This is a genomic window from Pseudoalteromonas sp. S3178, assembly GCF_005886985.1.
Lineage (GTDB): Bacteria > Pseudomonadota > Gammaproteobacteria > Enterobacterales > Alteromonadaceae > Pseudoalteromonas > Pseudoalteromonas carrageenovora.
Map to the genome: position 1 here is coordinate 1 of NZ_PNCW01000008.1, position 25,414 is coordinate 25,414.

The window sequence follows — 25,414 nt, forward strand, 5'->3', positions numbered from 1 at the left end:
TAAGTAAAAACCGAGCAAAGCTTCCGCGTCCTGCTCACGCCCCTTACCTACATCCATGTAGGCAACAAAGAGTAAATTGCCCCTAAGTAGAACCCGAAGGGCAGCGCATGTTTGGTATTGATGCTACGTTATCGTCTATTTATGGGGAATAACCACACTACATAGGCTCTGTCTTGCCTAAATACCAAACAGTCTGCTGCAAATTCAACCTCGAAAGATAAACAGGCCCCAAGCCTTAGCTGGGTTACAATATCAACCTTGCTATTGCGCTATTAAATCCATACTATCTGACTACTTATGTGAAATAAAAATCACGACAATAACGGACTCGGTAAGACCAACAAGGTAGATAAATGCTAAAACACTGTTTATTTGGGCTACTTTTAACAGCCACCACATTTATGAGCCATGCAGAAGAAGCTCAACCAGCAAATTCAACAAATTCAACAAATGCAAACACCGCTTATATTATCGACAATTTATATACATTTATGCGCTCGGGTGCAGGTAAAAATTATCGGTTATTGGGTTCTGTAGATGCAGGTACACAGTTAACTTTATTATCAAGCGAAGAAAACGGCTTTATTAAAGTAAAAGACGATAAAGATCGTGAAGGCTGGGTAGAAGCTAAGTTTATTTCACAAACCGCAGGCTTACATCAGCAATACAAAACACTAAGCAGTGAAATGAGTACCATGCAAGAAAAGCTACGCCAAGCACAAATAGAGCTTCCACAGTTGCAAGAACAAACTCAAACACTGACAGACCAAAACCAGCAGTTATCTGCACAAATTACTAAGCTTAAAACGACTCTTGAACAAGAGCGTGTTCAAAAGCAAGCTGCAAGCTCTAAAGAAAAACGCCAACTACTCACTTACGGTGGTGCAATTGCGTTTTTAGGTCTGTTTTTAGGTATTATACTAACAATTGTGCTATCGCGTCGTAAACGTTACGAAGGCTGGGCATAAGCCCTACTCTGCACAATAAAAAAGCCGCTTTATAGCGGCTTTTCTATATTTTCATGAAGTTCAAGTTTTGGGGCGCTCATACCTTTGAGTAACCGCCCAAATATATCAGCACCAGTAATAATGCGTTTCTCATCGCCCCACACCAATACTACGTCGTGATCAATTGCTCCATCAAACGACTTATCTAAAGAATGACTTGCGCGTATTTTTAAAATAACGTCGCTTAAACGCATTGTTTCGTCAGCCACTATAATAGGCCTATGGCAATAGTAATATGGGTCAAACGTGTCAGGCTCAAAAAGCGCTGAACGTAAGAAGCCATCAGCATCAACAACAAGTAAAGGCCAACCCTCCTCATTAGTTATAATTACCCAGTTATAGCCTGATTTATGTAACTTACGTAAAAAGTCGTTATCGGCGCTTAAAGTAAGCTCAGGGAATATTGGTAAATCTAATTTAGTTGGCAGTGCAATAATTGAATCAGGGTCTATAACTTCCCCTTCCTTTGTGACACTTATTTCATCAAGGCTAAAAAAGTTAAGTGCGCCAATACCTTCTACATGTTGAACATCAGCCTCTTCTGCTTCTATATGTTTGCGAATAATGCCTCTTAATTCACTCTCAGCAAAGTAGGTAATACCTTCTTTACCTAGCCATGCATCAAGAACCAGCGCAGTAGGTTTAGCTACAATATAAAACAGTATTTGATAAAACTTAATAAGCGGCGAAAGCAAGCTTGCCATTTTAAGCGCATTACGCGAAAAATAGGCTTGTGGTGTTATTTCACCAATAATAGTAATAGCAATTGTAGAAAATAAAAACGAACTTGCGCCCATAAGTACCGAATCAGAAAGCAACGTAAGTAATACGTTTATACCTACATTGCCCCATAAAATAGTCGATAGTAAAAAGTTAGAGTCGTTACGAAGCGCCATCACTTTAATTGCGGCTTCATTGCCTTTTGCACTTTCCATCTCGAGCTGTAATCTACTTAGTGAAAAAAACGCTAAGTTTAGGCCCGAAAATATTGCTGATTGTGAAATACACAGCGCAATAGCACACCAAATCATGACATCAAAAGTCATTATATTTTCCTGTTCAAAAAGCTCATAAAAGCAATAAGCTGCCTAAGCCTAAAAAGGTTACAAATCCAACAATATCAGTAACGGTGGTTAAAATTACCGAACCCGATAACGCAGGATCTATTTTCATTTTGTCTAAAATCGACGGTATAACTACACCCGCTAATGACGCAGCAACTAAGTTTAATAAAATAGCCACCGTAATAGTTATGCTCAGCATTATGTCGTTAAACCACAGGTAAGTAAGCGCACCTATCACAAATGCCCAAACCAAACCATTTACAGCACCTACTCGTAGCTCTTTTTTAAGTAAAGCATTACGGTTAGAGTCAGTAACCTGCCCAAGCGCTAAACCACGTACAATAACGGTAAGGGTTTGGCTACCTGCAATTCCCCCCATAGAGGCAACTACCGGCATTAATACCGCAAGTGCAACTACTTGTTCTATCGTTGCGCCAAATAAACCGATAAACCACGATGCTAAAAAAGCAGTCGCTAAATTTATACCTAACCAAATACCGCGGTTTTTAGCACTTTTGCGAACACTTGCAAATAGGTCTTCGTCTTCACGTAAACCACCGGCTTTAGCAGCTGCTTCGTCGGTTATTTCTTGGCGTAACTCGTATGCTGAGGCAATCGTCAAACGCCCTAATAGTTTATTATCTGCGTTAACTACCGGCATTGCCATTTGCTCTGAGTGAATAACCACTTCAGCAGCTTCATATAAATCATCATCAGCATGCAGTGATGAAAAGTCATGATTGGCAAGCGTCATTAAATTATCGCCATCATTAGCTTTAATTAAATCGTTTACAGCCACCTCTCCTATTAAGCTCCCTTTACGGCTAACTAAATAAATAACTTCACTGTATTGAGGTAAGCCTTTATGTAATAACTTTTTAGCACCACCGGCGGTTAGTTTTTCCGACACTTTTAAAAAGTCAAAACCTAACCAGTGACCCAATTGCTCTGGCGGATATTGCTGCGCTAAGTCGTATTGCTTTGTTTGTGCTTCATCGAGTTGCTTTTTTGCATACTCAACAAAACGCTCTGGGATAACTTCTTCAAGCTCTAGCAGTTCCTCTACGTTAACTTCGTCGAGTAACTTAAACGCATCGGTGTCATCGAGTGTTTGCAATAGCCATAAACAGCTATCGTCACTTAAATTAACAAAAATTTCGTGTTGCGTGTCTTCATCTAATAACTGCCATATTTCAAGACGCTGCTCTTTAGGTATCGCTTCAAACAGTAATGATAAGTGCTCTGTTGAGAGCGTTAACTGTGCATCTGCTAAGAGTTTATTTTTTCGCTCTGTTGTTTCACATTGCATCAAGTCGTTTATGAGTTGTGGGAGCTGGTCTACCGGATACTCAATCATCTTAAAACCTTAAAATTTAAAAATGCACATTGTTTATAGTTTACTTGAACAATAAAAAATTGCAGAGAAAACGTGAACTTATTAAACATGCACAGGCTATTTTTGCGCATTGTATGGGCAAACTAAATGTTGTACTAATGTTTATTTTCAAATATTAGAAAAACAGTCAAAGGGATTATTTTTACATTAATATTTTTTAAACTGAGTAAGCTAAATAGCTTAGTTTAAGCAAAAAAAAGCCCATATTAGCGAGCTAACATGGGCAAAATCACACAATGAAATCGGTGTTTTTAAATTACAGTTTATGCTTTAACTTAAAGTCTGTCGGTAATATTGCGTACCAAGTCAGAATCTACAAATTGAGTAATGAGTGCTGCACCCCAAGCATAACCCCGCTGAATTGGGTAGCCTTTGAATATCCAGCGTTTACGCACATGATTAAAACGCGTTAAGTAATTTTGCTTGGCATCTGGCAATGGCTTATCACTGAGTTTATTCCATGCTTTATACACACCCGACATATCAGAGCCACGCATAAAGCGTTGTAACCAGCGCGGAAAGCGCGAAAAACTCATTGTTGACTGAAAATCGATGATGTAAGGCTTACCATCACTGCCGCACAAAATGTTTCCCATATTTCGCAAATCTAAATGCACAATGCCTTGGCGGTGCATTTTTGCAACTTGGTGTTCAAGGTCTTTAAAAAAGTTAACTGGCAGTGTTTTACCTTCATGTATTAGGCTTCTAAGCGGTGTACCTTCTATATAGTCATATGCTACTGCTATTGGCGATAAACGACTATAACGATTAACCACTGCATCTAACTGCGCCAGTCGGCTTAAACCTTTATATTCTTGATTAACAGATAATCGAGCAAATGTTTTACGAATAAACCACGGGCTTAGGCTAAAGTCTTTTACTATTAAATCAAATTTGTCATCTTTATATCTATATACAATCGCATTAGCAAAACGCCCCTTATGAACAACACTTAAGTGATGTTGCACAAATGAATGCTCAGGAAATTTCTGCTGTAATTGTGCTAACAAATTATTTTCAATCATAACAAACCTAACAAGATGATAACCTTAATTGCCTAGGCAACTATATTATCAAGATTGGGATTTCTACACAATCAGATCAGGTAATTAGCAGGCTAACTTTTTGTTGAAACAGTATCGCTATTTTATTGATAATCTATTTTTGAGGCGCATTTGGCAGTGTGTCTAGGTTGTTTATGGCTTTAAATAATAAATCAATTATTTGATTTTTTTCAGGCTCAGAAAAGCCATTTAATGCTTGAGTATACACTTCGTTAACTAAGGGCATAATTTCAGGGCAAAGCGCTTTACCCTTGTCGCTCAAACATAAAATAGTTGAACGCTTATCAAATTCACATTGTGTTTTATTAACCAGGCCTTTTTCTTCAAGGCGGTTTAACAACCGGCTCATAGCACCACGATCATAAACCATATACTCACAAAGCCCGGCCAGTGTATTTACAGACTCTCTTGCAAGTAATACCACAACAATATACTGCGCTGAAGTTAAATCCATAGGGAGTAGTTTTGCATCAACATGAGTTGCAAGTCTTGAACGTAAAAAAGACACTAAACGCCCTAAGTCTTGTTCTGGTGAAAGCTGATCTCGAGTACAACGTTTAATTGATGGCATATTAGGCATAACTATTTCACTATGTAGATATATTTGCATGCAGATAGACCCTAGCGCATACAAAAAATTCAATAATTTTTATAAAAACTAAGTAGCTAAAACTAACCACAAAAATAAAGCCGCAATAAGCGGCTTTAGCTAAAAGCGTTTACATTATTTAAATTTTAAACTGACCAACCAACTGGCCTAAATTTTCACCCCGTCCAGCTAAGTGAAGCCCAACTGATGAGGTTGTTTTACTAGATATAGTAAGCTCGTTTACTATTTCCTGAATAGCAAATACGTTACGGTTTATCTCCTCTGTAACACTACTTTGCTCCATTGCTGCGGTGGCAATTTGTGTACTCATATCGTTAATACTTCTTACTGAGCTGGTAACCGCACCTAAGCTTTCAGAAATAGCACGAGATGACTCTACAGAGCGATTACAGCTTTGTTGACTTGCTTGCATTGCCTCTACTGCAGCCGACACTAAGTTGTGCAGCTCGCTAAGCATTTCACTAATTTCAAGGGTGCTTACTTGAGTACGACTCGCAAGGCTTCTTACCTCATCTGCAACTACCGCAAAACCTCGTCCTTGCTCACCTGCACGTGCAGCTTCAATTGCGGCATTTAATGCAAGTAAGTTTGTTTGCTCTGCAATACCGCCAATAACGCTTAATACACTATTAATTTTTTTAGATTGATCGCTTAATGAGTCAACCTGTTCAGCTGCTACATTTATCTCACCCATTAAATGGCTTACTTCACTGAGTGAAATATCAACACACTCCTGCGCTTTAGCTACTTCTTGCGTTGCCGCTTGGGTAGACTCAGCTACTTGTGTCGTATTTTGCGCTACTTCATGAGATGTTGCTGACATTTCGGTTATAGCAGTAGCAACAAGATCCGTCTCATGGTTATGATTAAGTAGCTTACTTTCAATTAGTTGCGTTTGTGTATTTATATCTCCAGAAGCGGTTTTAACATCATGTGTTACATCAACAACATTAGCAATTATACCGTGAAGCTTACTTACAAACATATTAAATGCTTCGCCAAGTTGGCCAATTTCATCATTAGTATCAATGTCTAAACGTTTAGTTAAATCGCCCTCACCTTTGGCAATATCATCAAGGCTTTGCACCATACGCTGTATAGGTTTAACCATGGTATTTGCAGCGATTAATGCACATGCAATTGTTAACACTAGCCAAAATAGCGCAATTAATAATAGCGTCGTCACTTTATCGTTCATGTGCTGTGTCATGGTATTACGATATTTAGCTAGCTCAGCATCAATGTCATCCATGTACTCGCCTGTACCAATCATCCAGTTTGTTCCTGGGATCATGGCTGCATAGCCCATTTTTTCAATTAACCCTGCCGTACCGGGTTTTTGAAAATGATAGTTAAATGCACCGCCCCCTTTACGGGCTTGCTCAAGTAACCCAACAATAATTTTTTTACCGTTTGGGTCGGTCATGCCTATCTTGTTTTGACCTTCAATTGCATCACCTAACAAAGCATGGAACACGCTCACACCGTTAGTATCGTAAATAAAAAAGTAACCACCTTGCCCAAAGGTTAAGTCTCTTAGGGCTTTTTTGGCATCTTCCTGTGAGCCATTCGCTAATTGATAACGAACAACCTTACTGGCAATTTCTATCTCAGTGCGTAATAGAGTTTGTTTTTCGCTTATAAGTTTTGCTTGGAATGACTCAAAGTTTTGTTGCTGATTTTTATTCTCTAAATAATAAGAGCTCAGCATTAAACTAATCAAAAGTAGTGTTAGTGGCAAAATAGCTAATAACAACAATTTGTTTTTTAAGCTTAAATTACTCATTATTTCTCCGAACGCAGCAACAATAGTCATAAACAATAAAAATAAACTTTTATTGTTAAACTAATTTGCAAATAGTTAAATTACGATTGTTTACATTGTTTTATTAATGCTTGAGTAAGCTTAATAAACACAAACAAGATAGGATTGAACATACATTTAGCACGATCTGTTGGCTCATATTATAGCCGTAAGAATGCCTTAATGACATATAAAAAATTAAGACCTTAGTCTCAATAAAACAGCTTGGGGTTTAGCTAAGTAAACCTCTAGCCAAAATAGAGGTTATGCTCAATAAACAATCACTTTTTTAGAGGTGTTAAATTATAAGCAATTTTTGTTGAAACTATTTAATTTACACCAAATAAAAGCCCCTTAGTTACCTTTAATCTTGATGAGTTAATCTGGAGCGCATGTTAGTATAAGAAATAGGTGCAAGTGTTAACGCACCAGTGGATATTGATATTTTATTAACATATAATAATCCTATCTTACTAATACCAAATAGCTAGCATTAAAACGGAACGCATTACTTTGAGTCACAGTTATAATTTATTAAAAACGAATTACTAATGAAGTATTTTTTATACCTTGCGCTCTTAGTATCAGTCCATGTATTTGCAAAACCTGTAAATAATAGCATCGCATTTTACTATTCATCCCCTATGCCACTGGCCGAAATGACCTTTTACTCTCGAGTTGTAGTGCAACCTGAGTTAGTAACTGAGCATGAGCTTGCGTGGTTTAAAAAACGTAATATAGCTGTTTATGCCTATTTAAGTGTAGGAGAGTCATTTAATGAAAGTGAATCATCACTTTCATTAAACCCAAACTGGAATAGCCACATTGCTGATTTAACCTCAGAGCATTGGCAGCAACATATGCAAAACAGCGCGGCTTCATTAAAAGCGCGAGGTTTTACTGGCTTGTTTTTAGATACATTAGATAGCTACCAACTTTTAGATACTAAACACAATAAGCCTGAGCAACAAGCGGGCTTAGTCAATATCATAAAAAGCTTATCGAATACATTTAATAAACACCTTATTCTTAATCGCGGGTTTGAGTTATTACCTAAATTAACAGGCTTTGCCAGCGATTTAGTAGCTGAAGGTTTATATAGCCATTATAACCCACGCGACAACAGCTATAAGTTTACCACAAAGGATGATCAAGCTTGGCTAATTGCACAGCTTAACAAAGCACAAACCTTAGGTTATAATGTACAAGTTATCGATTATGCAAAGCCAAATAACCGCCTTGCAATGGCACTTAAAATAAAACAAGCAGGTTTTACTCCATGGGTTACCGATGGGCACCTACAAACATGGGGTACATCGAGCATAAAACCGGTACCTAGGCGAATTTTAATTCCTTATAACAGTAAGGTTAAACCGCTTATATACACACTTGTTCATTTAAAACTAGCCACCATGATTGAGTACTTAGGCTATATTCCTGATTACGTTGATATGGCAAAGCGCCCGCTGCCATTGGTGGATCCAAGCTTACATGCAGGTATTATTTCGTGGACAGTCAGCGATGCCTTTTATACTCCAACACTTACAAATTGGCTTGAATCTAATTTAGGTGTAGTACCACAGCTTATTTTAGGCGAGTTACCTAATGCATCTAAGTTGTTATTAAAATTAGGTGTAGAGTCGTTAAATACCTCACCAAAGGCGCCCTATGAGTTAGCTCACTTTGAACCTTGGCTAAAAGGGGAAGCAACAACTGCTCCGGCGATTACTAAACCTTATTTTTTAAAGCTCTCAAAAAATGCAACGCCATTAATCACAATTAATTCGGCAGACAATTTAGCCGTTGTCCAAGCAGCAAAAACAAAATATGGCGCTGTAGTTGTCGCGCCGTGGTTAATAGACGCACTCCCAATGGAAGGCAGTAAATGGGTTATTGACCCTCGAACGTTACTTACAAAAGCCATGGGGCTACCGCCTATTTTAGTTCCTGATACCACCACCCTTAGCGGCCGACGTATGCTAACTATTCATATAGATGGTGATGGTTTTACAAGTGTTGCGCACTTTGCAGGTAAACCTTATTCAGCAGAAGTGATTCGTGATGAAATAATTGAACACTACAAACTGCCACTTACTTCATCTGTAATACAAGCCGATATTGAACAAGGCGGTTTGCACTCAAAAATGAGCCCTAAACTTGAAGCCATAGCGCGTGATATTTTTGCCCTGCCCTACGTAGAAGTAGCTTCACATACTTATAGCCATCCCTATTTTTGGACCGCTCTTTCAGGGCGTAAAAAAATAGATGTAGATGATACCGATTATGGTTTTCACTTAGATGTACCTGGTTACAATAGCATTAGCCTTAAAAAAGAAATTACTGATTCAATAAAATATATTGATGAGAAGCTAACACCTAAAAACAAAAAAACAGTAATGATGCTTTGGTCAGGAGATGCAACGCCAGGCCCTAAAGCACTTGAGCTTGCTCGCGATGCTGGCGTACTCAATGTTAATGGCGGCAATACCGATGTAAATGCAGATAATCCTAGCCTTACACACGTATCGCCAATTGGCAGGCCTGAGCGTGATTTACTTTATCAAATTTACGCGCCAATCCTTAACGAAAACGTTTACACCAACTTATGGCACGGCCCTTATTATGGATTTAGGCGCCTAACAGAAACATTCGAAATTACAGAAAAACCATACAGATTAAAGCCATACACTATCTATTTTCACTTTTATTCTGCAGAAGTGCCTGCTGGGCTTGATGCACTAAAGCACAACATAGACTACGTATTAGCGAGGCCAAATACACCCGTGCATTTAAGTGATTATGCAAAAATAGCAAAAGACTTTTATTTTTCAGCACTTGCAAAAAACAGTGATGACGAGTGGCTATTTAGCTCAAAAAGCATTCGTACTTTACGTATTCCAAGTGACTTTGATGTACCTAATGTTACCCAAAGTACGGGGATTTCAGGTGTTACACAAAAAGGCGATTACATCCACATAACTGACGATATAGCACAGTTAAGCTTTGACCATACACAAACCAATAACAGTCCGTATTTAGCATCGGCAAACGTTGCTATTGATACCTGGCAAGTTAATGGACCTGTAAGCTTTAAGGCATGGGTACCCGCTACGTTAGATCTAATTAATGCACGTTCTTGTGAATTTATCTCCCATATGGGTAAACATTTTAAAGGGACTTCACGCGGTAAAATAACACAGTTTAAGCTGCCAGAAGGTCAATTTTACGGTTACTTAAACTGCAAAAGAGGTGCATTTTAATGAATAATAAAAAACGCCCTCATTTAGTTTCTGTTAAAACAATTTTAGCTATTTTAGCCGTTAGTTGTTTTGCACTTTATGCTTTGTTTCCGCACACTTTATTTTTTGAAGATGATGCACTTTCGCAAGATTACACCTTTGAGAAGTCATACTTAAATGCGGCACTTAATACTGACCCTAATAATGAAAAGCTGCGTGCAAAAAAAATAGAGCTACATATTGGGCTAAGTGAATATTCACAGGCAACTAACGAGCTAGATAAACTTCCTAAAAGTGAAAGAAAAACAGAGCTTGAAATAAGGCTCCTTTATGCATTGTGGGTAGATAGCGGTGCTAAAGAAGATGACAGGTTAGAAGAGCTTTCGCTTAAAATTACTGCGTTTAATAACTGGAATGAAAAAGTACTCAAAATAGCTAAAGCAATTGGCTTAAACGAAAAAGTGGCAAAGTACTACGCGCAAAACAACCAGCCTCTTATTGCAGCCGATTATTGGCTAAGTGCTGGCATGCCAATAAAGGCGTTGGCCATATATAAACACTATATAAATGCTGATATAGCCGCAAAAGCTATTGAAACCGCCTTAGGAGCAGATAGCCCAGAACTAGCTTACACCTGGTGGAAAACCTATGGCGATGCAAGCAACATTAAACGCACTCTTTATTTAGCTAACTTAGCTGGTAACACTGAAGATGCCGCTAAAGCTATTGAAGTATTACTTAAAGCACAACCTAATAACACACAGTATTTAACACAAGCTATGCAACTGCGTTTAGCAAGTGGTGATGCAAAAGGTGCAGAGCAGTTATTAGCAAAGCTATTATTAAAAAACCCAAATGATAAAGAGCTTCATTTGCTTAATTGGAAAATTAAGCGCTGGCAAAATAAGCCAAAAGAAGCGTTAAAAGAATTTAAATGGTTAATGGCTAACCGAGCTGTAACTGCAGCGATGCTCACCGATAGTATTAACGATGCTAACGCGCTGTACTTGTATCAAGATGCTGACGAAATATACGAATACAAAGCACAAAATAGAAATCTTAAAGGCAATGGTTTTGCAAAATGGATGCAAACCAATGAGTATATTGGTAATCCAAAACAAGAACTAAACCATATAGAACGCTTTGAGCAAATAAATGGCAAAAGTACCCTTTCTCAATATTGGAAAGCAAAAGTACTGCACGATACAGGAAATCTAAAAGCCCTAAGAGCTTTATGGCCAACATACTCGGGCCCTAAAAATGAGGAAGATTTACTGTGGATCGCCCGTGCATTTTGGCTAGAAGACGACTTTAACACTGCATTGCAAGTGCTCAAAAACAAGCAACAAAGTTCAGATGATGAATTTTGGAGTGCCCAAGTAGATATGGCTATGCGAGTACAAGATAAAACCCAAGAATTATATGCGCTTGAGCAACTGAAAAAGATTAGCCCTTTAAGTGTCGGTGATATGCTTCATTACCAACAATTACGCTTTGCAGGTAAACCAAAAGAATTACTAGCATATTTATGGGCCAGTGAAAATAAAACCGACAGGCAGCTAATACAAATAGCATTGCTTAGTACACAAGTTAATGATGCAGAAGCGGTTGCGCGTATTCATGCAGAACTTGATAAGCAGCGTTATAACAAAGCGCTCTATCCTGCTTGGTTGCTGCTTTCTAACTGGTATCAAAACCAAAGTGACTTAAACTATGCGTACACTACATTAAATCGCGCGGCTAAATTGAGTGAATACAATCCTGATGTTGTGTTAGCGCAAGGTTGGCTCGCACTACAAATGCACGATACTGTAATGATAGAGCGTATTTTAGCTAACTACTCTCAAAATGATCCGAGTTACGAGTGGACACAGCTTTTAGCTAGCTTATCAATACATCAAAAATCATATAACAGCGCGTATTTTTACCTACGTAAATTAGCAATAAGCGACCCTAGCGACTTAACAACCTTAGTGAACTTAGCTGACGTAATGAAGCAGTTAGGCTATTACGCAAACGCAACTGAGTTAAATCATTATTTATTGCAGCATTTACCAAAAGATAAGTACGCATACAGAGGCTTAATGTTTCGCTGGGCAGGCGCTATGGCGATGCCTCATTTAATGCAGCTCAATACAATGGATGAATTAGCCCCAGACACCATAGGCGAGCCGCAAACAAATTGGTGGCTTGCAAGGCGCGCCGCAACAAAATTAGAGCCTTGGCAAAAGCTTCAGCTTTATATGACCAATGGTGAATTTAATAAAGTTAAACAGCTTATGGCTGAAGCCTCACTAAGTAAACTTGATGAACTTAATGCACTGCTTTATTTAAAACAGCCTTATGCCACTATGCAGCGATGGTACGAAGAGCTAACCGGTGAGCCTAACGAATCACAATTAAGCTTACTTAGAAATGCTCGTACATCGTACTTTAGAGCGATTGAAGTTAACGCCTCTCCAGAAGCCGGATTAAACAGCAGCCAATACGATGTAAATGTTTACTTTCCGTATGCTAATGGCCAATGGAAGCTTAGTATTAGCGATCAGCAAAACTTAAATAACAACGGATTGCTGTTTGCTATTGAAGACAAAATAACGCGAGGTCGTTGGTACTTTGATGCCAAAATTGACTCCCACCAGGGAAGTTTTGCAAGCCGCCAAGGCCTAAGTTTAGATTCACGTTATCAGTGGAATGCGCGTACACAAGTCGGTTTAAAGATTGAATATAACGTAGAGAATCGCCAGTCCGAAGCGCTACTTAGCTATGCTCAATTAGATAAAGCAACGGCCTACGTTAACTACAATATTGATAATAGACAGAACGTGCAGCTTTCTGCCGCGGCTATGTCATTTTCTCAAAGAGATAATGGCAGTTCATTAATTAACAGCCAAGAGTATAACGCTCGTTACCAGTACAGTATTTTAAAAGATCGCCCAATTTGGAATGCGTATTTTAGCGCCCAATGGCAAGATTTTGAACGCGTTAACGCATTAATAAATACAGAGCAAAGACCATTAATAATTGATTTGCAACCTTTTAGACGCTTTGCGCTAGGTACTTCATTTGCATCAACGGGCTCACTAGAGCCACCGTATTTAGGAGCAAGCCCATCATGGTTATTCGATATAAGTACGGGGTATCAAACACTTAACGATACGGTTGATGTATCTGTTTCAAGTGGCGCAGGTTGGTCTGTACTGGGCGACGATTTATTTAAATTACAGCTGGGTTATCAAAGTAGCAATAAAGTAGGTAACTCAGATACACAATTACAATTAGGTTATTACGTACATTTTTAAATGTTAGGAGAGAGTATGTTTCGTTTAATTTTACCGTGTTTGGTATTACTATTATCAGCATGTACCACCAGCAGAGTGGCTGATGATGTAGAGCTAAATCCAAGTGCTACTGTGGCTTTATTACCGCTTGTAAATCATGCACAAACCCCACTGGCTGGTGAGCGTGCTGAAGATATTTTAGCAAGCATTTGGCAACAAAATAAATTACCGGCATTAATTCGCGCCCCTCGCGTTAATACCAAAGAACTCCCACCTCTTGACGATCAATACCGTTTAGATAATGCAATGCAATGGTTAAGCACTCAACAAGCCGATTATGTTTTATCTGGCAGTATTGAAGAGTGGCGTTATAAAGCAGGCCTTGATGGCGAACCGGTTGTAGCACTCACCCTATCGCTTAGCGTTAATGGACAAACAACCCCTGTATGGACTGGCACTATAGCTAAAAGTGGCTGGGGTCGAGATAGTATTGCTGCAACAGCACAAGATGTGATTGCCGATTTAATTTCGTACATAGAGGTTAGTGAGTGAAAACACATTTCCTTAGACCCAGAGAGGTTCCTGAGCTACAAATATGGGCTGAGGTAATAATATTTACCGCGCTTGCTTTAGGGCTGCCTATATTATTTAACGCCGAAGATCCTTTTTGGACTGAGGGAGGCTTTTCGTGGCCAGTACTTGGCCCATTATTAGTTGCTTTGCGCTATGGTTTTTCAAAAGGTTTTATTAGCATTTTATCCTTGCTGGTAGGGCAATTGTTATTACTAAAAGTAACTATTTTATCTGCCCAAAGTGGGTTTAATATTAACGCTATGATTGGCTATATTATTGTTATTATGATTGCTGGCGAATTTAGAGATGTATGGGAGCGTACTAATCAAAAGCAAAGTATTGAGCTTGAATACGTTACTGACAGACTAGAAACCTTTACTCGCCAATATCATTTAATTAGCTCATCACACGATAAAATAGAGCAAATGTTAGCAGGTCATACACTGAGCTTGCGCGAATCTTTGCAAGCAGTAAGAACCTCTATAGGCCACTTAAAAGAAAGACGATTGGACAGTGCTGCGCAAAAAATTATCGATTTATTTGTAGAGTACGGCTTGCTAGAAAAAGCGGCTTTATACAAAGTAGAAAACGATACTATTTTAGAGCCTTCCCTTGCAAGCATTGGCCAAATGGGGACGCCAGTGGCAAACGATCCGCTTGTACTTGCCATGTTTGAAGAAAAAGAACTTGTATCTGTAAAAGATGAAAAAGCATCATCAGGCCTAAGCAAGTACCATATTGCTATTCCTTTAATAGATGTAAACAACACTATTTATGGCGCTATATTGGTCGAAAAAATACAATTTTTTGCACTCAAAAACACCACACTTACACTTCTTGCCGTAATGGCTGGACACATTGGCGACCTACTTCGCCATGAAATAACAAACCCAGTTATGAATAAAGAAGAGTCACCTTACTTTATTAGCCAAGTTAAACGTGCAAACAAAGAGGCCAAACGTTACAACATTCCATCACAGTTGCTCAAAATAAAAGCCATGAGTATTTCAGATAAATCGACCCAACTTATGGGGTATTTAAATGAAGCTCGCCGTGGTTTAGACATTTACTTATACGACAATGAAAACCAAGTGTTATTGCTATTAATGCCCCTTGCCGATGAACTTGAAAAAGCAGGCTTTATTGCCCGTATGAACACCTGGTGTAAAGAGCGTACGGGTAATACATTAGCTGAGCTCGATATTGTTATTGAGCAACAAGTTTCTTTACCTGTAAGCCCAGATGACATAAAGAGAATGGTTTCACTGTCATGATTATAATTATAGTGGCCGCTATATTAGGGTGTATTTGCCAATACTTTGCACTAATGGAAGTCCTAAAAGAACCTAATTGGCTGCTGGCAATATCACTTCACGCTATAGCGAGCGCGTTGTTTGCTATTGTTAGTTATTTTTTTATACCTAAAAAATATAAAACCACACTTTTTAGCGCGTTTTTATTACTATTTTTACTGCTATTTACATTACCTGTACTAGGAATTATTGGTGTAGTACTTGCGATTACGTACGCCCTTTGTAAACCACTTAAAAATGACGATATAGAAATACAAGAGCATAAAATACCTGAGCTTCCCTTCGAAGCCAGAGCTATCGCAGCAACACCTACCTACTCAATTGGCGGCTTAAAAGCAATTTTAAAACATGCCAGTGAGCCTAATAAACGCTTAAGCGCTGTAATGGCCGCTCGCCACATGAGCGATTCACAAGCCATTCCTATATTAAAACTAGCCCTTAGAGATTTAGAAGACGATATTCGCTTATTGGCTTACTCAACGCTTGATGGTAAAGAAGCTAAAATAAACGAAAGAATAAGCTTATATCAGCAAGAAATTGCCCAAACAACTAAGCAACCTAAACTGAGTAATTTACAAAAACAGCTTGCTCAATTGTACTGGGAGCTAAGCTATTTAGGCTTAGCGCAAGGCGCATTAAAACAATACGTACTAGAGAAAGCACAAGCCCTTGCGCTGCAAAGTATTGAGCAAGTACAAATGCCTGCCACTTTTATATTTTTAGGCCGAATATGCCTTGCGCTTGGTCAGTACCAACAAGCGCATGAGCATTTAGTTAAAGCCACAGAACTTGGTATGGCAAGGCGCCATGTATTGCCCTATAAAGCCGAAGTTGCTTTTTGTATGAACAAGTTTGATGACTGCAAACGCTACCTCAACGAGCTTCCTATGCAGCCTAAAGGTAGCGAGCTACGTCATTTACAGGAGTACTGGCATGAGCAATAAAAACGCCGATATATTGCTACTTTTAGAAGGTACTTACCCGTACGTGCGTGGGGGGGTTTCTAGCTGGGTTCACCAAATTATTGAAGGGCTTCCTCATTATAATTTTGAACTGATATTTGTTGGTGGAGCGCCTGAGCATTATGGCGAAATTCAATATACACTGCCTAAAAATGTAACCAAATTACATGTCCATTATTTAGTTGAAGATAACAATACTGACATTAAAGCTAAACATGGTGTTAAGTATAAAAAAGAGCTATTTGAGTTCTGGCAGCAACTACAAAGCTACTTTAGAGACTGCAACGAGCCTATACCTACAGAGCTGCTAAAATTTGCTTTTGAAACATTAGCTAAAAAAGATGGCATAAACGAAGCTGACTTTTTATACAGCGAATCATCGTGGCAAGTACTAGCTAATTACTACTTAAAATATTGTGATGAATCTTCTTTTATCGACTTTTTTTGGTCGTATCGTAATTTATACAAACCGTTATTTAAAATAGCCGAAATTGCACGCGAGCTCCCTAACGTTAAACTCATTCATTCTATATCTACCGGCTATGCAGGTATTTTAGGTGCTGGCGCCAGTGTAATAAGTAACACACCATTTTTGCTAACCGAGCATGGTATTTATACCAAAGAGCGAAAAATAGATCTCATTCAAGCCAGTTGGATTAAAGAGTCTGAGCAAAGCCTAGGAAAAAACTTAAATACTGAGATGGGCTTTATACGCCGTATGTGGATCAGCTTTTTTGAACAAATTGGCCGTACAACGTATCAAGAAGCCGACAAAATCATTTCCCTTTATGAGGGAAACAGGCAGCGCCAAATAAAAGATGGCGCAACACCAAATAAAGCCTTTGTTGTACCCAATGGTATAAAAACCTCACGCTTTGTTGAATCTCTAGCAAAGCGACCTAACAAAATACCACCCGTAGTAGGATTAATAGGTCGCGTAGTGCCTATAAAAGACATTAAAACCTTTATACGTGCTATTAAAGAAGCCCAGTCGAGCCTGCCAAATGTCGAAGGCTGGATCATAGGTCCCTTTGAAGAAGACCCACAATATTACAAAGAGTGCCAGCTACTCGTAGGCAGTTTAGACTTACAAAGCACCATTAAATTTACTGGTATGCAAGATATAGCTCAAATTTTACCAAAGCTAGGAATTGTAGCGCTTACCTCTATTTCTGAAGCGCAGCCATTAGTACTTTTAGAAGCAATGGCTGCAGGTGTCCCGGTACTTGCCAGTGATGTAGGCTCATGCCGTGAAATAATAGAAGGCGGTACCGAACAAGACAAAGCTCTTGGTAAAGCCGGTGAAGTAGTCTCAATTGCCTCTCCAAGCGAAACTGCACTGCAAATTTCAAACATGCTAACTAATGAGCAAATGTGGTCAGAGTATCAACAAAGCGGCTTAGCCCGTGTGCAAAAATTTTATGACGAGAGCCACATGTTTGCCCGTTACGATAAACTTTATAAGGATACAATGGCATGGCCGGAATAGGTTTTGAGATACGTAAAATTCTCAAAAAGAACACCCTACTCTCAGTTTTTGAAGCTTATGGTTATGCTGGATTAATTGGCTCTGGGCCTTGGCTGCTTTCAATTGTAGCGCTAATGCTTATTGGTATATTAAGTTTAGGAATAGTACTGCCAAAAGTACTGATCATTCAGTTTTTAACGCTTGTAACTTACATGATGGCAGCATCACTTATTTTAACCGGTGGACTACAGCTGCTCTTAACTCGCTTTATTGCTGATTTATTTTTTCAAAAAGAAGATGCAAAGGTACTGCCTAACTTACTTGGCGCACAGCTTGTAACCACTATAGCGGCACTATTAGTAGGACTAGCTGTGTGGCCATTATTACCCTTGCCGGTTGTCACTAAAATAATAATTTTAGGCGCTTTTATAAGCTTATGTAATCAATGGTTAGGCGCTATATTTCTCTCCGGAATGAAAGAGTACAGGCTAATACTCGTTACTATGCTCAGTGGTTACAGCTTTATGGTGTTACTGGCTTTTTTACTACGAGACTGGCAAATAGATGGGTTGTTTTTTGCCTTTTTTGCAGGAGAGGCTTTACTCTTTTTTAGCTTCTTATTTATGATTATTCGTCGATACCCAGGTGAGAAGTTTATAAGCTTTGATTTTTTAAATAACAAACAGGTGTATTACAGTTTATTTTTTTGTGGGCTATTTTATAACATTGGCGTATGGGCTGATAAGATCATTTTTTGGTACTCTCCTAGCACATCAATTCAAATTATTGGCACGTTGAGAGCCAGCCCAATTTACGACTTACCTATATTTTTGGCTTACCTTTCTATCATTCCTGGTATGGCGGTGTTTTTAGTAAAAATGGAAACCGACTTTGTAGAAGAGTACGACCGTTTTTATACCGCTATTCGTGAAGGCTCATCGTTAGAAGAAATTTACTATTTGAAAGATAATATGATCCAAACTGCTCGCTCTGGGCTTTACGACATATTTAAAATTCAAGGCATAACCGTGGCTTGCTTATTGTTATGGGGCGAGCAAATACTTACCTTTATTGGTATTGATCCTAACTACAAAACACTGTTATTTATTGATGTAGTTGGTGTAGGTGTGCAGGTTATATTTTTGTCTATTTTAAATATTTTATTTTATTTAGATAAACGTTCAACCGTGCTGTTTTTGGCTGGATTATTTTTAGTTATAAATGTAGTTTTAACCTTACTTTCAATTGCTTTAGGGCCACAGTTTTATGGTTATGGCTTTGCGTTAGCCACTATAATTACCTCTGTTGTTGGGCTATTTTGGCTTTCTAAACAATTTGAAGATTTAGAGTATGAAACGTTTATGCTGCAATAACATAATATAAAGGCTGCTTATGCAGCCTTTATATTTAAAGCTTTTTCTTACAAAATAAGCATTTTGCTTTACACCTTCAGTATTGGGCGATTTTAATGAGAAAGACATTTGAATTTGCAATCAAATCAAACAAAATTAAAGTAGTTAATTATTGGTTTGGTGGCATTAAGTTATATATAAATAACCACTTACACGATTTTGATACAACGCTTTTTGCTATTAGCAATAAAACGCTGCTATCTGCAGACCTTGACGGTATTGGCACTTTAGAAATAAAACCATTATCGGCGCTAATGTCTGTAGAAATTGATGCATACCTTGTTAAGGGTACTGATATACAACATGTATATAGCTCACATAAACGCCTCACTCTAAAACAAAAAAGGCTAGCGCAGTAAACGTATAGAATGCTGCTAAAATAAAGAGCGTTAAAAGCCAAGAAAGCTCCCTTTACCTAGCACCGTTAATTTATCGAATATACGATTTAATAATTTAGCTATGCGCTAAGCGGTGTAGAAGCTGCAATTACTTACTCACCCAGCGCGCTTTAAAACCACGTGTATCAACATGAATAAATGCGCCTCTGTGCGACTTAGACCCATAAATACCTAAACCACCTAGTAAACCTTTAAATGACTCTCGTCTAGCTAACGACTCAACTATATCGGCCATCGCTTTAGCATCTCCTATTGAATGCTTACCGTCGTTATTTATGTCATCCATACGGTAGTTATCATCATTATCTATAAAAATATCGGCAGCATCGCCAAATACATGTCGACTGAGTTTTACATTGCCAATTGATTTGTTGTAGTACGGGGTTCTATAACCGCTCATAACCACCATGTTACTAACAGGTATGCCTTCTAAAATGAGTTCTTTACGTATTTTTTCTAGTTTAAGTAGTAACTTATTTTGTAAAAATAAATACTTTGGGTGCTTACTTCGCTGCTTACTAACAAACTCTTTAAGTGAAAAATGAGGTGAAATTTTTACGTTTTCATTTTCAGGCGTCACCTTCACAAAGCCATCTGGCACTATGTAGTGTGAAGTGTCTTTAATTTGTGAAGGTTTAGGGTAGTGGCCAATGTGGTAATACTTGAGCTTTCCTCCTTCAACGTTGCTTGCGGGTACTTTTACAAAAACGTTGATTTTCATACGCTGTTTTTTATCGGGCGACTCAATAATTACCGTTGTTAAACCAGGCTCTTTGGGTGCTTGCCATTGCCAACGGTTGGTGTCTGTAAGCTTCGAGTTCCCTTGAGTATTAATTAGTGTGTAAGCATTTTTTGACTGGGCAAAAAGCACTTCAAACTCAACCTCCTCTTGAGGCATTACAAATACCGAAAACACTGAGTACGGCATAACTATATCGTTAATTTTCAAACTAAATTCTGCATCTTCAAAGTTAGCTTTATTTTTTATATCAACCACTTGGTGCACAGCTTTTACAGGCGCTTCTGCAGATACACTGCTGCTAAATATAAGTGTGAATATAGCGATAGAAATATAATGAATAAATTGCATAAACCCTCTCATTATTTATTTTTTAACAAAGCAGCAATTACCGATTGTTTATTATTGTTTAAAAGTGCTTTTTTATCACGTTGATAAATATCATCTCTAAAGTTAACCAGCTTATTTTCATCAACCCATGCAGTCCAATAAACTAAATGAATAGGAAGAGGCTCATCTAAATGAAACGTTTGAGTACTATTTTGGTCACGAGCGCTATCGATATGACTGAGGGTTTGTGTCTCACCTTCGTGCTTAATAATCTCACGCGCTAACGAAAAGGGTTCTTCTATCCTTATACAGCCATGCGATAAAGCGCGATTTGATTGGCTAAAACGCTGCTTAGCTGGTGTATCGTGAACATAAATTGCTTCAGCGTTAGGGAATAAGTACTTAACTTCTCCTAGAGGGTTTTCTTCACCAGCACGTTTTACTAAAAAGTGATCAAATTGGTACGGCTTTATAGAATCCCAATCAATATGGCTAGGATTAACAGTTTGTGAGTCTAGGTAGCTGTTTTTTCTAATTTCAATATTATTTTTTACAAGGTAATCAGGATCCTCGGCGACCTTTGGAGCAATTTCTTTGGTAGCGATTGAGGTGGGTATACGCCACTCAGGGTTAACTACAAACTTTTCTATTTCGTCGCTAAATGCAGGCGTTTCCCAACTTGGTTTACCTACAATTACGTTATTTTTTAATTTTACATCGCCAGTTTTTACAAATCGTAAGCTGTATTCTGGGATATTTACATACACATATTGCTCATCACTTGCGCCAGCAAAGTTAGTTATTCTATAAAAGTTAAGTTTTAATTTATCGAGTTTTTCTTTTGCGGGAATGTTAAGCGTTGCAAAGGTGCGCTTACCTACTCGGCCATCAACTTTTAAACCGTGGCGACTTTGAAATTGTTTTACAGCTTGTTCTATATCTTTATCGAACATGCATATGGTTTCGTCGCAAGCATTACTTTTTAAGTCACGCTCTTGATATAAACGCTGTGCAAGTAAGCTCACCTCTTTACTATTACTGCCTAGTTCAAGTAATTCGTCGTTATATAAGTGTGTAAAACCACCGTTGTTAACTATTTCTTGATACCAATTAATCGCTTTTTCTGTACGCTCAATTAACTGGGCTGAATATTGGTCAAAGTAATAGCTGTCATCAGCTTGCATGTACTTTTGTGAGTTGTAAGTAGTTAGTGAAGAGTTAGCAAGCACCACACTCTCAAGCTCATTTGCAGCAAGAGTGGGTGCTGAGCATAATCCGCTCATGCTAATAAACAATGCAGTTTTTAAAGTAAAACGCTTTGCTTTAGTAAACGCTTGATTTGAAAATGACCCCTTCACTGTGTACCTCCTCGCTAAATATCGTTGATAAATGCTTTTGTACTTGCCACTAAGTAGTACACTGGAGGTGCAACGGTAATGCCAAATTAAATTTTAAAAATAAACATTTGAAATTTAATGACTTTTTAAAAATTCACATTTAAAACGTTAATAAATTAGATTAGTGGATATGTAATTAATATGCTTAAGTGTGTAAAGTTGCTATGGCAATTAATCGTTTAAAAAAGCTAAAAAACCACGTTCATAACGACTCAAGTACTTCGTTTTTCGTGGTAATGAGAGAGACTCTCTCCACGCAGTTTGAATATCTTCATCTTCTTTGCACAGCGTAATTAAATCAGGATGCACATACGATTTACGTGCTATGGCTGGGGTATTACCAAGTTGCTGGGAGACACTATCAAGCATGTTTTTTAAAGTAAGCGCTCCTTTGGCTTTAGCTAATTGTTTGAATGCAATCACGCTTGCTCGCCAAGTTCTAAAATGTTTTGCACTAAAATCCTCACCCATTATTTGCTGAATGTATTGATTTATTTCACTTGATGTAACATTGGTGCGCTCACCTTCATTTATATACTGAAACAAATGCTGGCCGGGTAAATCTTGTAGGTCCTTTATTACATGGCTAAGCACTCTATCGGTTATATTTACTTCACGCTCCTTGCCTGATTTAGCCCGATACTTTAGCTGAATATTTTTTCCCGTGAGCTTTGCATGGCGTGTGCGTAATGTTGTAGCACCAAAACTTTTATTTTGCTTTACGTTACGTTCATTACCTACCCTCAGTGCACCTAAATCCATAAGCCTTACAACTGCCGCTAAAGTACGTTCAATATTAAGCTCATCGCCTTGTAAGTCTGTTTCTAAACGTGCTCTTAACAAAGGAAGTTTATTACCAAACACTCCACATGCTTGATATTTTTTAGCCTCTTGTTGCGCTCTAAATTCAGGGTGATAGCGGTATTGTTTTCGCCCTTTACTATCAAACCCTGTCGCTAAAATATGTCCGTTTTCTTCTGGGCAAAACCAAGCGTTTTTATAGGCAGGCGGAAATGCCAATCCATTTAAACGATCAATCACATTTTGCTCTTTTATTTGCTTACCTATTGGATCGAAGTAAAGCCAACTTTTGTGTTTAAGTTTACGCGTGATCCCTGGCAAATTATCATCTACATAAATTAGCTTCATTTACCCTCCAATTATATTTAAAGCATGTTTCTAAATATAAAATGTATCACTTTAAAATAACCTCAAACTGAACAAGATTATTGATATATAATAAAAACTAACAACAACTATAACGACTTAATATATTAATAATTCTATTTAGGTTTTTGTAAAAGTAGGTAGAACTTACGCGCCAGCAGCGAGTCTATTACGATTAAACTTGATGCACTCAGCGCTAAAAATAACTACTTGAGATAGATTTATTATCCTAAGTTCAGATTAATTACACTTTGTCCCCCGCAAGTGGGGTGCTGTTTAAATGGAGAATTCAATGGCTTTTGATTATGGATCGATTGATCTTGGACTAAAAAACCCCTTCAAGCTTGAAGGTAAAGTTACAGCATTAAGAGGGCTTATTGAGTCTATTGCTGGTGTGAGTTTACTTGTGATTGCAGCAGGCTCTGTAAAAGAGGATGCAACCGCAGGTTGGATTTTAATGATATTTGGCATGCTTATATTAGCGCTTGGCATTCGCTCATTATCATCGGGTATATACGCAACCCTCAAGTACTTTGTTGGCAGAAACCACCCAACGTCGTTAGCTTATAATTTCAGTAAATCAGAAAGCTCAACCGCACAAGAAGAGAAAAAAGAGGTAGCCTATTCAGCTCAATCTCTTGAAGAAATGCTAGTTGGTCGTAAAAATAGTACATTTAAAGAGCCCAACGGCTTTTTATCTCGCTTGTTACACAGCCTAATCCCTAAGCTTTTATTTTTACCTTATCCTATTCGTAATATTGCTCAGCGTTTATTTGGCTCATGGGTAAGCACGCTTGTTGCACTTATTGCTTATGCACTTGTAGCATTCGTATCTTTATCAGGTTTTACTGGTGAAGCTGGCGAATTAGCCTTTCCTATATACAGTGCCATATTAATGTTTTATGTGCTTTTTTCTTGGCGCTCTTCAGGCAAACCTATTTCACGTAATGCAGAAAAAAATATCGAAGCTTTAGGTACTGGCGCACTTGCTAAAATTATTTCTTTGTCGTTTATTTTACCTATTGTTATTGGCCTTTCTATGTCGTGGTTAATGCAAGAGCAGCATATAAGTAAAGTGCAAATTGATAACTGGCTAGAACAGTTACCTAGCTTACATGCAGGCCTATATTTAGTGGCTATTATTGTATTGGCTATTCTTAGCTGTGCACTTGTTTTTGTAATGATAAAAGCACGTTTAAATTCGGTAACGCCTACTGCTGAAGTATCAGAGCTTCGTGAGAATTGGCAGGAGTCTGTTCATCCAGAAGAAATATTTATAAACCTTGATAACTTAGTAATGGCTAATCGCCGATATAAAGAAGTGCCTAACAGGGTTTACCGCGAATTAGACCCTAAATTACAAGAACAAATAGAAGGTAAAGGTGGCTTTAAAGGTGAAATGATCCAAGAGATTCAACCTAAATTACACCCTATGGATTTAGGTAAAAGCTTTTCACTTACTCGTTTATTAGCTCTATTAAGTGGTAACTTACTATATATAGTGGCGCTAACGTTTACTGTACTTTTAGCATACTCGCTTATTAATATTTACCACTATGTTGATGCGGCAAACATAAGCACCATTGAACAAGCATTTAATAACCAGCACATTATTCAATTTAGTGAACTACTTATGACAAGTTTTCACTTTTTACTAATAGGTATACTTATAAAAGCATTTGCTCAATTACTTATTAATAGTGCACACCTATTTTTTGCTGAAATGCAATTTGAGTCATTACTTGTGTACTTTAAATGCGAAGGTACATTTACCGAATCTAAAATTTCAACGGGTACAGGTATTCACGACAGTACTAGCTCTGTAAATACATTAGTGCGCAGTAGTATAACGCCTTGGATTATTGTATCTCGTGTTATTTCTACAACATTTGCAGCAACAGGTATGAAAAACCTAGAGCATCCTCGCCATATTATGGAAATGCATAAAGACGAAGGCCAATTGCAGGCTATCAAAAACGACTTAATTGCGTTTTTGAAAGACCGCGAGTCTATTGCATCAATTACGAGTGAACGCGATTTAGGTAACGCGTCGCAGATACATCAGCTAAACCAACAAACCCGTGCGATGCCTACTCAGCAAGCTATCACTGACGAGGAAGCTGCGTTTTACCTTAGAAAAAAAGAAAATTTATCTGACAAACCTAAAGCCTAAGTAAACGTTACAAATAA

The 25,414-nt window shown here is 38.1% G+C and carries 18 protein-coding genes; 10 read left to right on the top strand and 8 right to left on the bottom strand.

The window, feature by feature from the left end; all coding sequences use genetic code 11:
• Positions 1 to 353 precede the first annotated feature (353 nt).
• Positions 354 to 968, top strand: coding sequence for a TIGR04211 family SH3 domain-containing protein (locus tag CWC11_RS01840; protein WP_138681354.1), 615 nt, complete (start codon positions 354 to 356; stop codon positions 966 to 968).
• 29 nt (positions 969 to 997) lie between these two features.
• Here the strand turns inward: CWC11_RS01840 and CWC11_RS01845 are convergent, their stop codons facing one another.
• The 5 genes from CWC11_RS01845 to CWC11_RS01865 all read right to left on the bottom strand — a co-directional run bounded on the left by CWC11_RS01845 (position 998) and on the right by CWC11_RS01865 (position 6,927).
• The gene (locus CWC11_RS01845; protein ID WP_138681355.1) at positions 998 to 2,053 is read right to left on the bottom strand and encodes a DUF21 domain-containing protein; all 1,056 of its coding nucleotides are present in this window, start codon (positions 2,051 to 2,053) and stop codon (positions 998 to 1,000) included.
• Positions 2,054 to 2,075: 22 nt separating this feature from the next.
• Positions 2,076 to 3,428: a magnesium transporter gene (locus CWC11_RS01850; protein ID WP_104642171.1), complete on the bottom strand. Its 1,353-nt coding sequence runs from the start codon at positions 3,426 to 3,428 to the stop codon at positions 2,076 to 2,078.
• 314 nt (positions 3,429 to 3,742) lie between these two features.
• Positions 3,743 to 4,492 carry an RIO1 family regulatory kinase/ATPase domain-containing protein gene (locus CWC11_RS01855; RefSeq protein WP_138681356.1) on the bottom strand — a complete coding sequence of 250 codons (750 nt, stop codon included), beginning with the start codon at positions 4,490 to 4,492 and terminating at the stop codon, positions 3,743 to 3,745.
• Between the two features lie 133 nt (positions 4,493 to 4,625).
• Positions 4,626 to 5,141, bottom strand: a complete 516-nt coding sequence (locus tag CWC11_RS01860) for a MarR family winged helix-turn-helix transcriptional regulator (RefSeq protein ID WP_227006915.1) — start codon at positions 5,139 to 5,141, stop codon at positions 4,626 to 4,628.
• A gap of 118 nt (positions 5,142 to 5,259) precedes the next feature.
• A complete protein-coding gene (locus CWC11_RS01865; protein WP_138681357.1) occupies positions 5,260 to 6,927 on the bottom strand; it encodes a methyl-accepting chemotaxis protein in 1,668 nt (555 codons plus the stop codon).
• Positions 6,928 to 7,496: 569 nt separating this feature from the next.
• Between CWC11_RS01865 and CWC11_RS01870 the strand changes: the two genes are divergently transcribed.
• The 8 genes from CWC11_RS01870 to CWC11_RS01905 all read left to right on the top strand — a co-directional run bounded on the left by CWC11_RS01870 (position 7,497) and on the right by CWC11_RS01905 (position 19,552).
• The gene (locus tag CWC11_RS01870) at positions 7,497 to 10,205 is read left to right on the top strand and encodes an endo alpha-1,4 polygalactosaminidase (protein ID WP_138681358.1); all 2,709 of its coding nucleotides are present in this window, start codon (positions 7,497 to 7,499) and stop codon (positions 10,203 to 10,205) included.
• Positions 10,205 to 13,486 (top strand): tetratricopeptide repeat protein, encoded by a 3,282-nt coding sequence (locus CWC11_RS01875; protein ID WP_138681359.1) that lies wholly within the window; start codon positions 10,205 to 10,207, stop codon positions 13,484 to 13,486. Before CWC11_RS01870 ends, CWC11_RS01875 begins: the two co-directional genes overlap by 1 nt.
• Positions 13,487 to 13,501: 15 nt before the next feature.
• Positions 13,502 to 14,017, top strand: a complete 516-nt coding sequence (locus CWC11_RS01880) for a protein PelC (RefSeq protein WP_138681360.1) — start codon at positions 13,502 to 13,504, stop codon at positions 14,015 to 14,017.
• Positions 14,014 to 15,312 (top strand): PelD GGDEF domain-containing protein, encoded by a 1,299-nt coding sequence (locus CWC11_RS01885; protein ID WP_138681361.1) that lies wholly within the window; start codon positions 14,014 to 14,016, stop codon positions 15,310 to 15,312. The genes CWC11_RS01880 and CWC11_RS01885 overlap by 4 nt, the downstream gene beginning before the upstream one ends.
• Positions 15,309 to 16,295, top strand: a complete 987-nt coding sequence (locus CWC11_RS01890) for a HEAT repeat domain-containing protein (RefSeq protein ID WP_138681362.1) — start codon at positions 15,309 to 15,311, stop codon at positions 16,293 to 16,295. Before CWC11_RS01885 ends, CWC11_RS01890 begins: the two co-directional genes overlap by 4 nt.
• The gene (pelF, locus tag CWC11_RS01895; RefSeq protein ID WP_138681363.1) at positions 16,285 to 17,802 is read left to right on the top strand and encodes a GT4 family glycosyltransferase PelF; all 1,518 of its coding nucleotides are present in this window, start codon (positions 16,285 to 16,287) and stop codon (positions 17,800 to 17,802) included. Before CWC11_RS01890 ends, pelF begins: the two co-directional genes overlap by 11 nt.
• Positions 17,790 to 19,154: an exopolysaccharide Pel transporter PelG gene (gene pelG / locus CWC11_RS01900; RefSeq protein WP_058547232.1), complete on the top strand. Its 1,365-nt coding sequence runs from the start codon at positions 17,790 to 17,792 to the stop codon at positions 19,152 to 19,154. The genes pelF and pelG overlap by 13 nt, the downstream gene beginning before the upstream one ends.
• Before the next feature lie 95 nt (positions 19,155 to 19,249).
• Positions 19,250 to 19,552, top strand: coding sequence for a hypothetical protein (locus CWC11_RS01905; protein WP_138681364.1), 303 nt, complete (start codon positions 19,250 to 19,252; stop codon positions 19,550 to 19,552).
• 127 nt (positions 19,553 to 19,679) lie between these two features.
• On the opposite strand, the gene CWC11_RS01910 is transcribed toward CWC11_RS01905, so the two are convergent.
• The 3 genes from CWC11_RS01910 to CWC11_RS01920 all read right to left on the bottom strand — a co-directional run bounded on the left by CWC11_RS01910 (position 19,680) and on the right by CWC11_RS01920 (position 23,206).
• Positions 19,680 to 20,681 (bottom strand): D-Ala-D-Ala carboxypeptidase family metallohydrolase, encoded by a 1,002-nt coding sequence (locus CWC11_RS01910; RefSeq protein WP_138681365.1) that lies wholly within the window; start codon positions 20,679 to 20,681, stop codon positions 19,680 to 19,682.
• An 11-nt stretch (positions 20,682 to 20,692) separates the two neighbouring features.
• Positions 20,693 to 22,018, bottom strand: a complete 1,326-nt coding sequence (locus CWC11_RS01915) for a L,D-transpeptidase family protein (RefSeq protein ID WP_138681366.1) — start codon at positions 22,016 to 22,018, stop codon at positions 20,693 to 20,695.
• A 210-nt stretch (positions 22,019 to 22,228) separates the two neighbouring features.
• On the bottom strand, positions 22,229 to 23,206 hold the full coding sequence (locus tag CWC11_RS01920) for a DNA topoisomerase IB (protein ID WP_138681367.1): 978 nt from the start codon (positions 23,204 to 23,206) through the stop codon (positions 22,229 to 22,231).
• A gap of 310 nt (positions 23,207 to 23,516) precedes the next feature.
• On the opposite strand from CWC11_RS01920, the gene CWC11_RS01925 reads away from it, so the two are divergent.
• Positions 23,517 to 25,397: a hypothetical protein gene (locus tag CWC11_RS01925; protein WP_138681368.1), complete on the top strand. Its 1,881-nt coding sequence runs from the start codon at positions 23,517 to 23,519 to the stop codon at positions 25,395 to 25,397.
• The last annotated feature ends 17 nt before the right edge of the window (positions 25,398 to 25,414 follow it).